Here is a 15,368-nt window from a genome sequence, read left to right as displayed (position 1 = left end):
CCCGTTCGTTACGCCGTTGAATGGGTTGAAGCATGGGCAAAAGAAGAGGTTTGATCAACCTTTATCTGGATGGATGTACAGCTATAAGTTTCAAGCTGCAAGCTGCAAGTAAAAGCCGGTCAGCGTTTACTTGCAGCTATCCCCCTTAAAGCTGATTCAATTGTTATCAATATCCACATGCCGCGTTTCTTTGAGGCAGAACAGCCCCACGATCAGACTCACTCCGGTCACCACCACCGGGTACCACAGGCCGTAGAAGATATCGCCGGTGTACACCACCAGCGCGAACGACACGGTCGGCAGGAACCCGCCAAACCAGCCGTTGCCGATGTGGTAGGGCAGGGACATCGAGGTGTAGCGGATGCGGGTCGGGAACAACTCCACCATCAACGCGGCCAGCGGGCCGTAGCACATGGCGGCGATCAGGATCAGCGCCACGATCAGCACCACCACCATGGTCTTGTTGACCTGGGCCACGTCCGCCGACGACGGGTAGCCGGCCAATGTCACGGCGCCTCGCAGGGCTTTTTCGTCAAAACCTTCGATACGCACGTCGCCCACGCTCACCTGCACCGGGCTGCCGGCCGGTGCGGCGGCGCTGCTGTAGGGCAGGCCCTGCTTGACCAGAAAGGTCTTGACCTTGTCGCACGGGCTGTCGAATTTGGCCTTGCCCACCGGGTCGAACTGAAAGGTACAGGTCGCCGGATCGGCCAGCACGGTGATCGGGGCCTGGTTACTGGCCTGGTCCATCGCCGGGTTGGTGTAGTGCGCCAGGCTCTTGAAAATCGGGAAGTACAGCGCGGTCGCCAGCAGCAGGCCGAGCATCAGCACCGGCTTGCGGCCCACCTTGTCCGACAGCCAGCCGAAGAAGATAAAGAACGGCGCGCCGATCACCACGCTGATGATCAGCAGCATGTTGGCCAGGGCCGGGTCCATCTTCAGGAACTGGGTGAGGAAGAACAGCACATAGAACTGCGCCGCGTAGAAGGTCACCGCCTGGCCGCCGTTGATGCTGAACAGGGCGATCAGCACGATCTTGAGGTTTTCCCATTTTCCGAATGAATCGCGGATCGGCGACTTGCTGGCCTTGCCTTCCTCTTTCATTTTGAGGAACGCCGGCGACTCATGCAGGCTCATGCGGATCCAGGTGGAAATACCCAACAGCACGATGGAGAACAGGAACGGAATACGCCAGCCCCACACTTCGAACTGGTCACCGGTGAAGTAACGGCAGGCCAGCACCACCAGCAGTGACAGCAGCAGGCCGAGGGTCGCCGTGGATTGAATCCAGCTGGTGTGGAAGCCGCGTTTGCCCGCTGGCGCATGTTCCGCCACATAGGTCGCTGCACCGCCGTATTCACCGCCCAGCGCCAGGCCTTGCAGCATGCGCAGCACGATCAGGATGATCGGTGCCGCAATGCCGATGCTGGCGTAGGTCGGCAACAGCCCGACACAGAAGGTCGCCACGCCCATCAAGATGATGGTGACCAGGAAGGTGTACTTGCGCCCGATCATGTCGCCCAGGCGGCCAAACACCAGCGCGCCGAACGGCCGCACCACAAAGCCGGCTGCAAAGGCCATCAAGGCAAAGATGAACGCCGTGGTGTCGTTGACCCCGGCAAAGAACTGCTTGCTGATCACCGCCGCGAGGGCGCCGTAGAGGAAAAAGTCATACCACTCGAACACCGTCCCCAGGGACGAGGCGAAGATGACCTTCTTTGAGTCGTTACGGGTAACGGCGGCGTTGACCGCCGAGCCCAGGGGTTGAGCATGTTCTGACATCGGGTAGCCCTCACAGTGATTATTTATTGTTGTTCCACTGTCGGCGCCAGTTCTGGCGCCGCTATTCAGATTGCATGAACCAGTTCTTTCTCCGGGGCGAGACTCCTTGTATTCGGCGAAAGGATCAGCTGCGCGGCCTTCTCCGCGATCATCAGCGTCGGTGAACAGGTATTGCCGGACGTGATGCGCGGCATGACAGAGGCATCGGCAATGCGCAAACCAGGCACGCCATGCACCCGCAGTTGCGCGTCCACCACCGCGTCTTTATCGCTGCCCATGCGGCAGGTGCCGACCGGATGGAAGATGGTCGTCCCGATGCGCGCGGCGGCTTCGTGCAATTCGTCCTCGCTTTGCAGCGAATCCCCCGGCAGGTATTCCACCGGTTTGAACTGGCTCAGGGCCGGTGCGGCAACAATGCGGCGCGTCAGGCGGATCGCGTCGGCGGCCACCCGCAAGTCCTCCGGATGGCTCAGGTAATTGGGGCGGATCAGCGGTGCATCCGCCGGGTTGGCCGAGCGAATGTCGATGCGCCCGCGACTTTGCGGGCGCAAATCGCAGACCGATGCGGTGAACGCCGGGAATGCGTGCAGCGGCTCGCCAAAACGCTCAAGTGACAGCGGCTGCACGTGGTATTCGAGGTTGGCCGAGGTCTGTTCCGCGCCCGAGCGGGCAAACGCGCCGAGCTGGCTGGGCGCCATCGACAGCGGGCCGCTGCGGTCATACAGGTAGCGCAGGCCCATGCCCATCTTGCCCCATAGCGTGCCGGCGATCTGGTTGAGGGTGCGGGCGTTTTCCAGTTTGTAGATCAGCCGCAGTTGCAGGTGGTCCTGCAGGTTGCCACCAACGCCCGGCAGTTCATGCAGGACGTCGATGCCCAAGGGTTTGAGCACACTGGACGGACCGATTCCTGAACGCTGCAAGATGCCTGGCGACCCCACGGAGCCAGCGCACAGGACGATCTCCTTGCGGGCCTTCCAACTCAGCTGCTGGCCCTGCTGGCGTCCGATCACCTGGGAGGCACGGCCGTTTTCCAGCAGCACGCGGTCGACCTCCACTTCGGTCATCACCGTGAGGTTGGGGCGCTGGCGAACCGGCTTGAGAAACGCCTTGGCCGCATTCCAGCGTACGCCGGCTTTCTGGTTGACCTGGAAGTAGCCGCAGCCTTCGTTGTCGCCCTGGTTGAAGTCATTGATGTTGGCAATACCACTTTGCGCCGCCGCATCACGGAAGGCATCGAGGATCGGCCAGTGCAGGCGCTGCTGTTCGACGCGCCATTCACCGCCATCGCTGTGGAATTCCGAGCCACCGGCAAAATGGTTTTCGCTCTGCTTGAACAGCGGCAGCACGTCTTTCCAGGCCCAGCCCGCGTTGCCTTCTGCAGCCCAGCCGTCGTAATCCCGGGCCTGGCCGCGCATGTAGATCATGCCGTTGATGGAGGAGCAGCCGCCCAGCACCTTGCCCCGTGGGTAACTCAGCGCACGGCCTTGCAGGCCTTCCTGGGCTTCGGTCTTGAAACACCAGTCGGTGCGTGGGTTGCCGATGCAGAACAGGTAGCCGACGGGAATGTGGATCCAGGGGTAGTTGTCACGGCCGCCGGCTTCAAGCAGCAGCACGCGGTGAGCGGGGTTGGCGGACAGTCGATTGGCCAGCAGGCAGCCCGCGGGGCCGGCGCCTACGACGATGTAATCGTATTCAGCAGTTGCAATGGGCATCTGAGGCCTCGCTTGTTTTTCTTATTGGCTCCATCCTAGTTGTTAGTTTTCGTCTTAAAAATGTTAGTTTTTACCCAGCTGCTGTGCGTTTTTAAACAGCACCGCCAAGGCTCACGCAATGGAGGCGTCATGTTCGACTGGAACGACCTGCGGTATTTTCTGGAGCTGCAGCGCAGCGGCCGCTTGCTCACCGCCGCGCAACGCCTGAAGACTACCCACGCCACCGTGGCCCGGCATATCGAGGCGATCGAGAAAAGCCTCGGCACCGCGCTGTTCGTTCAGCACGCGCAGGGCTACGAGTTGACGCCTGCCGGCGAAGCGCTGCTCAAGCACGCCGAAGCCATGGAAAACGTCGCGCTGTTGGCCGAGGACGAACTGACCCACTCCGCCGCGCCCTTGGGCAAGATCCGCCTCGGCGTGGCCGAAGGCTTGGGCGTGATGTTCCTGGCCAGTCGCATGGGTGGGCTATTTGATCGCTACCCTGGGCTGGAAGTGGAGTTGGTGGCGGTGCCGCGCTTTGTCAGCATTCTCAACCGCGAAGCGGAGATCAGCATCCACCTCGAACGCCCCAGTGTCGATCAACTGGTTACCCGCAAACTCACCGACTACCGCCTGGCCCTCTACGCCAGCCGTGCCTATCTGGACCGCAACCCACCGATCGAAAAGCGCGAAGACCTCGCCGCGCACGCGTGGATCGATTACGTGGATGATTTGCTGTTCAGCCAGGAACTCAAGTTCCTCAGCAGCTTCTGCCGCAACCCCAAGGTGGTGTTCCACAGCACTAGCGTGATTGCCCAGCACCAGGCCGCGCGCTCCGGGTTGGGGATTGCGGTGCTGCCGTGCTTCATGGCGTCTGGCGATCCGGAGTTGGTGCCGTTGCTGCCGGGGGAGGGGATCCAGCGCAGTTACTGGATCAGTTCGCGCCGGGAGTTGCACAAGTCGGTGCGGCTGCGGGTGTTGTGGGATTACGTGGTGGAGTTGTGCGCGCGCGAGCAACGCTTGTTGCTTGGCGAGCCCCTGTAGGAGCGAGCTTGCTCGCGAAGAACGTCAACGATAACGCAGCGTTCATGATATAGCGCGGCGCTCTCAGGTTTCTTCGCGAGCAAGCTCGCTCCTACAAAATGGGGTTAGAGTTTCACCACCTGATGCACCTGCTCCGCGCAAGCCCGTGCATCCTCAATCATTTTCCCGAACGCCTTGCTGACAATCTCATCATGGCTCAACCAACGCACCTTCTGACTCAGGCGATAGTGATAACGCAGCCCGCCATTCTCCTGCGAACCCTGCAGATCCAAGTCATACCACGGCGAACGCACCTGGCAACCCGGGATGGTTTTTTCCATCCGCCCGCCGCTCAGGGTGATGCTGTAGTCATGGGTTTGCGGGTTGCCCAGATCAAGCTCGGCCTGCTGCCCTTGGCGGCGGTAGTTGATAAAACCATCCCAACGACCCTTGAGCGATTCATCGCTGTACACGTAGTCATTCGCCAGCTTTTCCAGTGCCCGCTGATCATTCATTTGGGCCGTGACGGTGTAGCCGTCATGCACCACAAAGCCGGTGGCCGGGCGAGTGATCTGGCAGTCGCTGATCTCGTTGCCGAAGTTGGCGCAGATGTCCTGGTCGGTAGCGGTGCTGCCTTGCTGGCGGTCGGCGACGCTCAGTTGCATCAGCGGCAGGCGGCTGAAGGTGATCGTGGCCTGGGTCGCGCCGTCGCCTTGTTTGTCGTAGTGCACCTGTTTGTCCAGGCGCAGGGTGGTTTCGGGGCGTTCCAGCGGGATATGTTCCTCGCGCACCTGACTCTGGGCGTCGTTGACCAGCACCCAGCGGTCCTGGATATCGGGCATGACCTGGCCGGGGGCGAACACCGGGTTGGTCGGGTCGAGCCACCACACCTGGCCGTCCACTTCGGCGCGCACGATGGCGTGGTTCGGCGCCTGGGTGCCGGGGATCAGTAGCGACTCGACCACATCGCCCCGGCTTACCCAGGCGGTTTCGGCCTTGATGCCACTGGCCTTGAGCAAGGCGGTCAGCAGGATTGCCAGGTCCTTGCAGTCGCCATAACCGTGCTGTTCGATTTCAGCGAGGTTAAAGGGCACGTAGCCGCGCTCTGTCGCCCGCCAATTACCCAGGTAGCGATAGTGATCGTTGATGTGCTGCATCAATGCCGCGACCTGTTCGGCCGGCGCCAAACCGCGCACGGCAACCACGGCAGCAGCACTTTGCGATGGCAGGTTGGCCCCGAGGATCTGGTTGTAGCGCTGCGCGAACGCCCCGAAGTACGCCTGGCGCTCCAGAGCACTGCCCACCTCGATACGCGGGATGCGCAGCAACGCGGCGTTGGAGGCCTCGTTGATGTAGTTGAGGTAGGTCGGGGCCTTTTGCACCACGTCCAGGGTCTTGCCATTCTGCGACGGCGTTACGCTGAAACCCTCGAACAGTTCGCTGCGCCACTGGAGGGGGCGCTCGGCAGTAAAACGCGCCTTGAATCGGTCGCGCCGCGCCGGGCTGGCGCCGAATTTGAGCACGTAGTGAAACTGGGTCATCAAGGGCTTGGCGGCGTGGTGCTCGCGTACGGTGTAGCGAATCTGCGTGCCGACGCGCAGGTTGGGGAAGGCCAGCGAGGTCTGTTTGTTGCGGCTGAAGCCCTGGTCCGGATTGGGCGCGGTGCGGGTGTCGATCTGCGTCGCATCCAGCGCCACTGGCTTGGCGCCGGGCTGGGTGGACTGCGCGCTGATCACTTCAAAGGTGTCGCCTTCGGAATAATCGAAGTCGATGCGCGAGAGCATTTCGCGGCCGCTCGGCTTGAGGATCGTATAGCGGTAGGTGGTGGTGCAGTCGGTACTGGCGTCGCGGTTGAAGTGGCAGTGCAGCTCAGTGTCGCTGGCCAGTGGTGCTTCGGCCAGCGGTTGCAGTGCGGCAAACACGCCAGGAGCAACAAGCCCCAGGCTGATGGCAATCAGGGGGCGGTGAAACGAAAAACGGTACATGGGCGCCTCGGTGACACATTGAAACAGCTACCCAATGGGTAGCGAGAAGGCGCTGGATGATAATGGATCGCAACTGAGAAAGCCAGGATTGTTCGACAATTTATGTGGCTGAAAGGCCCGTGCTAGAGCCTTTTCTTTGATTTGTGTCAGTCGTTTCGCAGTTCGAAGTCGGCACTGGCAAGCCTCTCGCCGTTGATCAACACATGGACGACATGCTTGCCGGGGTAATGCTTACGCGTGGTCAACTCGCGGATATGTTGCTCACGTCGGAGGCTGTGAAGTTCGCCAGCGCCGAGGGTAAACGCCTTGAGCTTGAAGACCTTTGCGGCACTGTGGCCGGCGCTTTTCACGTAGTCGATGGCGTAGTCCACCACCAGTTTCTGTGGGGTAGTGGCGGTGGACTCCAGGCTGAACGACAGGTTGATGCGGTCGCCCAGGTTGATCACCGCCGGCGTGACCTGTAGATGGTGGATCTTCACCTCGGCCTTGGCGCCTGCGCCCATGATCGTCAGGGCGCGGGTGTTGCCTTGTTTGATCAGGCTACGCAGAGCATGGCGGGCGATCCACGCGGTGTGCGGGTTATCCAGGTTCCAGCCCTCGATCAGGCTGAGCACCCAGTCCGGGTGGTCCTTGGTGATGTCGTTGAGGTGGTTGGCCACGGACTTGCGTACGTAGAGGCTGTTATCGGCCTTAAGGTTGTCGAGGATCGATGCGCACAGCTCGGGGTTGGCCTGCACTTCGGCCAAACGGAATGACCAAGGCAGGCGCGGCCGCGAACCTTCGCTGGCCAGGCGGCGCACGTGTTCGTTGTCATCCAGCGACCAGTCTTGCATCACTGCCAATGTGCCCGGGAAGTCGTGCAGCAGAAAGTGGCGGATGGCGAATTCGGCGGAACCAAAGGTGGTGAAGTATTTAAGAGCAGCCATGGAGCGCTTGAAATCGTGCAACCCGTAACTTGCCACGAAATGCGGCAGGAACAGGCTGACAAACGCGCTGTTCAGGCGCGGCGCCAGGGCATGCAGCAGCTTGAGGGTCTGCGGATAATCCAGCGGGATCACCGCGTGCAGGCTTTCGCTGACCCGCGCCATGCGCTGCATCACCGACAACTCGGCCAACCCGGCCTTGGCGTGCTTGAGGAAGCCCTTGGCGTCGAACGCCGGGTACACGGCTGTCATTTCATCGGCGATGTGTTGCAGGCGTTCGACGTTGAAGATTTCCTTGAGGGCCGGGGCGCTTTGGTCGGTCATCGGTGATTCCGGTGGCGGTTAGAGAAAGTGGCGGTTAGAGAAACCAGCGGTACTCCCGCGCGTTGATCTCTTGTTGGAAGGCCAGGTGGTCCTGGCGTTTGTTTTCGCAGTACACGTCGACAAATTCGGCGCCCAGCTTATCGCGCAATACCGCTTGATGCTGCATGGCGCGCACGGCGTCGAGCATTTCCAGTGGGAAGTCGGTGCCACTGCTGCGATCTTCGTTCAGCGGGGCGATGGGTTCGCGCTTGGCTTCAAGGCCATGCTCCAGGCCGACGAGGATCGCCGCCAGCACCAGATAGGGGTTGGCATCGGCGCTGGCCAGCCGGTGCTCGATGCGCAGGTTGCGTGGGTCTGACTCGGGAATGCGCACGCACGCGTCACGGTCTTCAAAGCCCCAACTGGCACGGGTGGCGGCGTTGACTGCACCGCCCAGGCGGCGGAAGGCGTTGTGGTTGGGCGAGAAGATCGGCATGCAATGAGGCAACAATTCCAGGCAGCCGGCCACAGCATGCCGCAGCGGTTGCTGCTGGTGCGCCGCCAGCAGGTTATTGCCAGCGCCGTCATACAGGCTGACATGTACATGCATGCCGCTACCCGGGTATTGCAGGTACGGCTTGGCCATGAAGCTGGCGCGGTAACCGTGCTTGAGCGCCACGCCACGGGTGCTGCGGCAGAACAGGGCGGCCCAGTCGGCGGCGCGCATGCCATCGTCGAGGTGGCCGAAGTTGATCTCGAACTGGCCGGGGCCGATCTCGGCAGTGATCACCGTGATGTCGATGCCCTGGTCCGTGGCGGTTTGCGCCATGTCGTCGAGCACTTCGCCAAAGCGCGACAGCCGTTCGATATGCAGGTTGGGCTGGTCGTCGGGGTCATCGCTCAGTGGGTCGCGGGCGAATTGCGGCAGGCCGTTGTCGAGTTTTTTGTCGAACAGGTAGAACTCCAGTTCAAACGCCACCACCGGGTGGATGCCCTTGTGCTGCAGACGCTCCAGCACCTTGGCCAGCACTTCGCGGGGTTCGAATTCGATGGGCGCTTCGGTGCCGTCCGAGGTGATCAGCATCTGGCCCAAGGGCTGCGACTCCCAGCTCACTGGCTTGAGCGTGCCAGGCACCAGGCGGCGGTTGGCATCCGGGTCGCCGTCGTTGAAGCAATAGTCGCCAATCTTGAACAACCCGCCCTGAACCCCCAGCAGCACGGCGTTCTGCGGTAGCTTCAGCGGGCTGCCGGCGGCGACTTTTTCCAGCATCTCGACGGGGTAGCGCTTGCCGTAGAAGTGCCCTGGGATGTCCAGGGCGATCAGGTCGACATAACGCACGTCGGGGTGGTTCTGTCGAAAGGTCCGTACTTCGGCCAGTAACGTGCAGGCTTGGCTTTTCACGGGTGCAGCTCCTAGTTGTAAACCCACAACACGCGGGCGGGCAGGTCGGTCAGGTTGGCATAGCGGCAATGGGCGAAGCTGGCCAGGTGGAAACTGTCGCCTGGGCCGAGGGTGACCGAGTCGGCTTCACCTTCAACCCACAGGGTCAACTCGCCTTCCAGCACAAAACCGGCTTGTTCGGCGCGGTCGCTCATGGTTTGTTCACCGCTGTTGGCGCCAGGCGCCAACAGGCTGTCGAGCATCGAAAAGGCGCCGTTCATGCTCGGAGAGACGAGGATGTCGGTGATGCCATTGGCGTAATACACCGTGCGCCGCTCATTGGGGCGGGTAATCCAGTCCACCGCCTTGGGCTTGGGCTGGCTGTAGAAATAGGTGGTGGGCACGTCGAGGGCGTGACTGATGGCAGTGAGATCGGCCACGGTCGGGCGGGACAGGCCACGTTCGACCTGGGACAGGAAACCCACCGAGCGCTCGATTTTTTGCGCGAGCTGGGCGAGGGTGAGCTTCTTGTGCTTACGCAGGTCGTGGATCAGCGCGGCGAGGGCGGCAAGTTCTTCTTGGGGTGTCATGAAATTTATTTCGATAAATTTCATGAAAAATTACAGGATTTATTTCACGGAGGCAATGGGACATCTGCCCCAGGTGGATTGAATGATCATGCGCGGCAGCGGTCCGAACCTGGGTACGCATCATTCATTGAAGGAGCACCCATGAAGTCCAAATCCCTGATCGCCTCGCTGCTGGTCGCCACCAGCCTGTCCACTGTCAGTTTTGTCGTGCAGGCCGGTGATACGCCTCAGGAAACCGTGCAACCTTCCAACATCAACACCCGTGACCTGAAAGAAGGTGACCGCGCGCCCGATATTCTGATGCGCAAGGAGTCGGCGGTCAGCGACTGGCAAAAACGCGGCCTCAAGCAGCCTGAAGAAGACAGCCAGTGGGCGCGGGTGGGCGACAAGTTTGTGTTGCTCAAGACCACCAACGGCACCATTCTTGAGATCACCCCCGTGAAGAAATGACAGTGTGGGTGTGGATTGCCCCGGGTTAAGGTAACCGGCTATAGAGGCCGGGTTACCTTATAAAGATCGAGAGCAGGATGCTTGCCACAATAAGAAACTACCCCCGCACCGTTAATCTGTTGTTGTCTGCCACGTTGCTGCTCACGTTGGCCAAGGCAATCACGTTTCCGTATCTGGTCATTTACCTCAGCCATCGCTTCGCCCTCGATATCACCCAGGTCGGCCTGGTGATCGGCAGTTCGCTGATTGTCGGCTCGTTGCTCAGTGTGTACGGCGGCTTTCTCGTAGACCGCATCAATAGCTACCGGCTACTGCTGGCCTTGAGCATGCTGTTTGTGCTGGGTTTCATCGGCACGGTACTGGCGCAGACTATCTGGGCGTTCTACACCTGCCTGATCCTGATCAACCTGGCTTACGCGGTGATCGATATCGCCGTCAAAGCCGGCTTTGCCAGCCTGTTGCCCGAAGGTGCCCGCAGCGAAGTGTTTTCCATCAAGTACACCCTGACCAATATCGGCTATGCGGTTGGGCCTTTTTTCGGGGCGATGATTGCCAAGCTGGATATCAGCTTGCCGTTTATTCTGTCTGCGCTCTTGGGTGTAGGGTTTTTCCTGCTGTACTGGCGCTGGGGCGACCGTAGCCTGGCCACCGTCGATGCCCCGCAAAAGCCGGTGCCGTTCCTGGCCGTCGGCCGGGTGCTTTTAAGCGATCATCGCCTGGTCTGCTTCACCTTCGGCGGCGTGCTCAGTGCCGTGGTGTTCGGCCAGTTCACCGCGTGGCTTTCGCAATACCTGGTAACGACCACCACTGCCGATTACACCTACACCGTGGTCAGTGCCGTGCTGACCACCAATGCGGTGCTGGTGATTGCTCTGCAATACGTGATCGGGCGGCGCATTTCGCACCGCTATCTCGGTCAATGGCTGATCGCAGGCCTGGGCATGTTTTTGCTGGGGATCATTGGTTTCGCGTTGTCGACCAGCCTGTTGGCGTGGGTGCTGGCGATGGCGGTGTTCACGGTGGGGGAGATCATCGTGTTTCCGGCCGAGTACATGTTTATCGACCGGATTGCCCCGGACCACCTGCGCGGCATGTACTACGGGGCACAGAACCTGTCCAACCTGGGCGCCGCGTTGGGGCCGGTGTTATGCGGACTGGTGCTGTCCAGCCTGCCGGCCCACTACATGTTCTACATGCTGGGGGCGTTCATCGTGGGGGGCGGGGTGTTCTATTTCATTGGGGCGTCGTTGAAGGCAAGTCATCCAGTGTGAGCTTGCCCATGGTGTTGCTCTGCAGTTCGTAGCGCAGTTCTTCCACCATCTTTTCCACTTCTTGCGGGGTCTGCAGGCGGTTGGTGCTGATCCCGGTCACCACCAGATCCACCCGGCCGGTTTCGGCGTCATAGACCTTGAGGGTCAGGGACGCGTCCCGGCACAGGGTGAACTCACATGTCAGCGGCGACAGGCCTTCTTCGATGCAATTTCGCAGTTGAGAGAGGGTAAACATGCGGGTTCCTTCAGGCATAAGTTCGATGCTTGAAGGTTATGGCGTGCCGCCCGCTGCAATAAGGCGAATTCGCACTAGGTGCACTAGTGCATTTGCACTTTCGCGGCCTATTTCTTGAGGCGCAATTCCCCGGCAAACAGCCCGCGTTCACGGGCCCAGACGATAGCCGCGCTGCGGCTGTGCACCCCCAACTTCGAGTACACCGTGGCCACATGGTTACGTACGGTATTGGGCGCCAGTTTGAGGCGTGAGGCGATCTCTTTGTCGGCCAGGCCTTCACAGATCAAACCCAGGACATCGCGTTCACGGGCCGTGAGGTCGGTAAAGGCGATATTCGGTTGATTGGGGCTGTTGACGCTCTTGGCGTTGGCGAGTTTTTCGATCAGTGTCTGGCTGAACCAGGAAGCGTCCTGCATCACTTCCTCGATGGCCGCCACCAACTCCAGCTCGGAGCGTTTGCGTTCGGTGATGTTCATCATCACCAGCAGGTAACACGGCACGTCCTCAATGATCACGGTATCGGCGGACACCACACAATCGATCACTTCGCTGCCTTTCTTGCGCACCTTGAGGTCCTGGCCGTCGAGGTTGCCGGCTTTTTCCAGGGTGGCAAACAACTGCGCGCCCGCCTGGGGACTGTCGATAAAGTCGATGTCTTCAATGGACTTGCCGATCAGCTCTTCGCTGATATAGCCGGTGATGCTCATGAACGCCTCGTTGATGTCCACCACCTGGCGGTTGCCGGCGCTGCACACCAGGGTCGGCACGGGCGTGAGGCGGAAGGATTTGGCGAAACGCTCCTCGCTCTGGCGCAGGGCGATTTCTGCTTTGCGTCGCGGCTCCAGGTCCATGAACGAAAACAACATGCAGTCCTCTTCGTTCATGTCCAGCGGCTGGCCGGCCACGATCACCAATTTGCTGCCGCCCTCAGGCAGGCGCAGTTCGGCCTGCATCTGCGGGATGGTCGCGCCTTCGCCCAGGCGCTGGATGGCCAGGTCCTTGCGCTCGGCCTGTTCCAGCACGTCCAGTTCATAGACGGATTTACCGATGACCTGATCGCGGTTGTAGCCGGTCATTTCCAGGAAGCCTTGGTTGACCTTGATGTAGCGCAAGTCACTCAGGCGACAGATCACTGCCGGCGCCGGGTTGGCATTGAAGGTTTTTTCGAAGCGCTGTTCGGCGCTGGCCCATTCGGTGGCGTCACTGAGGATCAGCACCAGTAGTTCCGGTTCACCGTGGGAGTCACTGATTACCAGGCTGCGCAGGCGGTGGACCCAGGTTTTTTCTTCATCGGCGGTGGGCGTGACTTCCACCACCACGTCACTGAACTCTTCGCCAGCAGCGACACGGGCCAGGGGGTAGTTCTCCAACAGCACCGGGTGGTTGTTGCGATAGCGCAGGGCAAATCGTTCGGCGTAGGCCTGGGTATTGGCACCCAGTGCAGCGACGTCATCGATGCCGTGCATGTTCAGCGCAGCTTCGTTGGCCCAGAGGATGGTTTGGTCGACTTCCGCGAGGATGATGCCGTCGGATACCCCGGAGACAATCTGCTGCAGTTGGCGGCGGTTGGTTTCTTTGGCGAGGACATCCTGGGTCATGGTTTCTCCGGGTTTTAGACGCGTGGAATTACGACACCGGGGCTTCAGGATAGTGCAGACCAATTGCCTGGGGTGGGGTGCAAATGCACTATGCAGCCCGGTGCATTTGCGCGGGGACGAGCGGTACTTGGCTCGCCAGACTAAGGCGGTCAATAACGCTAAAAGGATCAATCATGACCCCTGTCTATGAAACCAACCGTTCGCCGTTTCGCGTGTCCTGGAGTGCGGTGCTGGCCGGGAGTGCAATTGCCCTGGTGAGTTACCTGGTGCTGAGCGTGTTGGGCACCGCCATCGGCGCCAGCGCCGTCAACCCCATGCAAGCGGGCAACCCCTTGAGTGGGTTCGGCACCGGTGCCGGGATCTGGCTGTTTGTCTCGACCCTGGTCGCTGTTGGCCTCGGCGCCTTTGTGGCCGGCCGCACGGCCCCTGATCGCGGCGGCCTGCACGGCGTACTGACCTGGACCCTCACCACGCTGCTCACCACCTGGCTGCTGGCGGGCTTGGCCGCCAGTGTCGTCGGCACCGCCGGCAATGTGGTGGGCAAAGGCCTGTCGGCTGCCGGCAGCGGCATTGCCGCGGTAGCACCGGGCATTGGCGACAGTGTCAAGCAGCAGTTGAACGAGCAGGGCATCCAGCTGGACTGGAACAGCCTGCAAGGCGAGCTGGATACCTTGCTCAAGCAAAGCGGCAAGCCTGAGCTGGACCCGGCCAACGTCGAACAGAAAACCGACCAGGCCACTGCCGATGGCAAGCGGTCGGCGACCGCCGCAGCCAGCAACCCTGCCCAGGCTGGCGATGCGTTGAAGCAATGGTTCGAACGCGTCAAGGCTTCCGGTGAGCCCGCGCTGAATGCAGCGGACAAAGACGCATTGGTCAATATCGTTGCGGCCCGCACTGGCAAGAGTAAGGAGGAAGCCACCCAGATCGTCGACAACTATGCCCAGGCTTATCAACAAGCCATGCAGAAGGTCGATGAGCTGAAACAGCAGGCCGAGCAGAAAGCCCGTGAAGCCGGCGAAGTGGCGGCCCAACAGCTCTCCCGCGCGGCGTGGAGCACCTTGGCGATGTTGCTGCTGGGCGCAGCGTTGAGCTTCCTGGTGGGGCGCATGGCCCTGACCACGCGTCGAGTGCCGTTGGCTTAACGGGGTTTGCAGCATGGACGCTGCTTTTCACTGGCACCAAACATGCTAGTGTCAGCACTCCAACACCCACCGGCAGTGCCTGGCGATGCGTGATATCTACAGCGTCTTCAACTCCAACGGCGCCTATGAAACCGGGGCCCACGCCCATGACGAGTTCATGCTGATGGTGCCCGAACACGGTTTGCTGCGCTTCAAGGACGAAGACAGCGGGCGCACCACCTCGGTGATCGAACGCCAGTTCGTGTTGGTGCCGCCGCAATGCAGCCATTCCTCATCGTCACTCACCGCCAGCCAGGGCCACCTGGCGTTCTACGTCGACCCTGACTACATGCGCTACGCCCTGCGTGACCTGTCCGGTGACGCCAACCGCCTGCTGCGCGTGCCCACCCTGGGTATCTGGCAAACCTCGGCGCCGCTGCACCATTTGCTGCTGGCGAAAAAGGCCTTCAGCCAACCCGACCCCTATGTCGACCGCCGTCGCCAATTGGCCCAGGCCGATCATTTGCTGCTGCTCGAATGCCTGGCGGTTTCCCTCAGCCAGCCGAGCCTGCAGCGCTCGTCCACCGAACGCCACGGCGCCATGCTGGTGCGCGATGTGAAGGCTTATGTGGAAGGCAACCTTGAGCATGCGCCGGGGCTGGATGAGATTGCGGCAGTGTTCCATATGTCGCGTCGGCACCTGACCCGCCTGTTTGCGTTGCACACCGGTGAGACGGTGTTGGCCTATGTGCAACGGCTGCGCCTGGAACGGGCGCAAACCCTTCTTCGGCATACACGCCTGTCGGTGCTGGAGATCGCCAACAACGTCGGCTACGAATCACCGTCGCACCTGGCCCATGTGTTTCGCCGGGTGTTGGGCATCTCGCCGGATGAATGGCGCCGTAGCTGACACCAGCACAAACCACAATGCGAAGCGAGCCGTTCTTGATCGTGATTTTGATCTGGCTTTTGATCGGGCTTTTGATCTTAGGCGCCCCGTCAAACACGCTGGCCG

General features: G+C 61.0%; 13 protein-coding genes. 5 read left to right on the top strand and 8 right to left on the bottom strand.

Annotation, left to right across the window (positions count from 1 at the left end):
• Window positions 1-156: 156 nt before the first annotated feature.
• Window positions 157-1,782: an MFS transporter gene (locus CI807_RS26505; protein WP_095016876.1), complete on the bottom strand. Its 1,626-nt coding sequence runs from the start codon at window positions 1,780-1,782 to the stop codon at window positions 157-159.
• 65 nt (window positions 1,783-1,847) lie between these two features.
• Window positions 1,848-3,494 carry a GMC family oxidoreductase gene (locus CI807_RS26500; RefSeq protein ID WP_095016875.1) on the bottom strand — a complete coding sequence of 549 codons (1,647 nt, stop codon included), beginning with the start codon at window positions 3,492-3,494 and terminating at the stop codon, window positions 1,848-1,850.
• 129 nt (window positions 3,495-3,623) lie between these two features.
• Here CI807_RS26500 and CI807_RS26495 point away from each other — a divergent pair, with 129 nt between their 5' ends.
• Complete coding sequence (locus CI807_RS26495) at window positions 3,624-4,517, top strand: LysR family transcriptional regulator (RefSeq protein ID WP_095016874.1); 894 nt, start codon at window positions 3,624-3,626, stop codon at window positions 4,515-4,517.
• Window positions 4,518-4,621: 104 nt separating this feature from the next.
• On the opposite strand, the gene CI807_RS26490 is transcribed toward CI807_RS26495, so the two are convergent.
• The 4 genes from CI807_RS26490 to CI807_RS26475 form a co-directional block, all read right to left on the bottom strand.
• Window positions 4,622-6,481, bottom strand: coding sequence for a DUF3857 domain-containing transglutaminase family protein (locus tag CI807_RS26490; RefSeq protein ID WP_095016873.1), 1,860 nt, complete (start codon window positions 6,479-6,481; stop codon window positions 4,622-4,624).
• A gap of 146 nt (window positions 6,482-6,627) precedes the next feature.
• Window positions 6,628-7,728 (bottom strand): DNA alkylation repair protein, encoded by a 1,101-nt coding sequence (locus tag CI807_RS26485; protein ID WP_095016872.1) that lies wholly within the window; start codon window positions 7,726-7,728, stop codon window positions 6,628-6,630.
• A 34-nt stretch (window positions 7,729-7,762) separates the two neighbouring features.
• The gene (locus CI807_RS26480) at window positions 7,763-9,109 is read right to left on the bottom strand and encodes a glutamine synthetase family protein (protein WP_095016871.1); all 1,347 of its coding nucleotides are present in this window, start codon (window positions 9,107-9,109) and stop codon (window positions 7,763-7,765) included.
• A gap of 11 nt (window positions 9,110-9,120) precedes the next feature.
• The gene (locus tag CI807_RS26475) at window positions 9,121-9,678 is read right to left on the bottom strand and encodes a helix-turn-helix domain-containing protein (protein WP_095016870.1); all 558 of its coding nucleotides are present in this window, start codon (window positions 9,676-9,678) and stop codon (window positions 9,121-9,123) included.
• Between the two features lie 141 nt (window positions 9,679-9,819).
• Here CI807_RS26475 and CI807_RS26470 point away from each other — a divergent pair, with 141 nt between their 5' ends.
• Window positions 9,820-10,128 (top strand): RcnB family protein, encoded by a 309-nt coding sequence (locus tag CI807_RS26470; RefSeq protein WP_095016869.1) that lies wholly within the window; start codon window positions 9,820-9,822, stop codon window positions 10,126-10,128.
• A gap of 77 nt (window positions 10,129-10,205) precedes the next feature.
• A complete protein-coding gene (locus CI807_RS26465; protein ID WP_095016868.1) occupies window positions 10,206-11,399 on the top strand; it encodes an MFS transporter in 1,194 nt (397 codons plus the stop codon).
• Here CI807_RS26465 and CI807_RS26460 read toward each other — a convergent pair.
• Together CI807_RS26460 and CI807_RS26455 are read right to left on the bottom strand one after the other, a co-directional pair.
• Window positions 11,362-11,634, bottom strand: a complete 273-nt coding sequence (locus CI807_RS26460) for a DUF1652 domain-containing protein (protein ID WP_071489650.1) — start codon at window positions 11,632-11,634, stop codon at window positions 11,362-11,364. The genes CI807_RS26465 and CI807_RS26460 overlap by 38 nt on opposite strands.
• A 107-nt stretch (window positions 11,635-11,741) precedes the next feature.
• The gene (locus CI807_RS26455; protein WP_095016867.1) at window positions 11,742-13,232 is read right to left on the bottom strand and encodes a PAS domain S-box protein; all 1,491 of its coding nucleotides are present in this window, start codon (window positions 13,230-13,232) and stop codon (window positions 11,742-11,744) included.
• Window positions 13,233-13,405: 173 nt separating this feature from the next.
• On the opposite strand from CI807_RS26455, the gene CI807_RS26450 reads away from it, so the two are divergent.
• Both CI807_RS26450 and CI807_RS26445 read left to right on the top strand, forming a co-directional pair.
• Window positions 13,406-14,374 carry a hypothetical protein gene (locus CI807_RS26450; RefSeq protein WP_095016866.1) on the top strand — a complete coding sequence of 323 codons (969 nt, stop codon included), beginning with the start codon at window positions 13,406-13,408 and terminating at the stop codon, window positions 14,372-14,374.
• A gap of 85 nt (window positions 14,375-14,459) precedes the next feature.
• A complete protein-coding gene (locus CI807_RS26445) occupies window positions 14,460-15,263 on the top strand; it encodes an AraC family transcriptional regulator (protein WP_016976716.1) in 804 nt (267 codons plus the stop codon).
• The last annotated feature ends 105 nt before the right edge of the window (window positions 15,264-15,368 follow it).

It is taken from the genome of Pseudomonas sp. NS1(2017) (assembly GCF_002269425.1).
Lineage (GTDB): Bacteria > Pseudomonadota > Gammaproteobacteria > Pseudomonadales > Pseudomonadaceae > Aquipseudomonas > Aquipseudomonas reactans.
The sequence above is the reverse complement of the archived record's forward strand: the minus strand, read 5'-3'. Positions and strand labels throughout refer to the sequence as shown.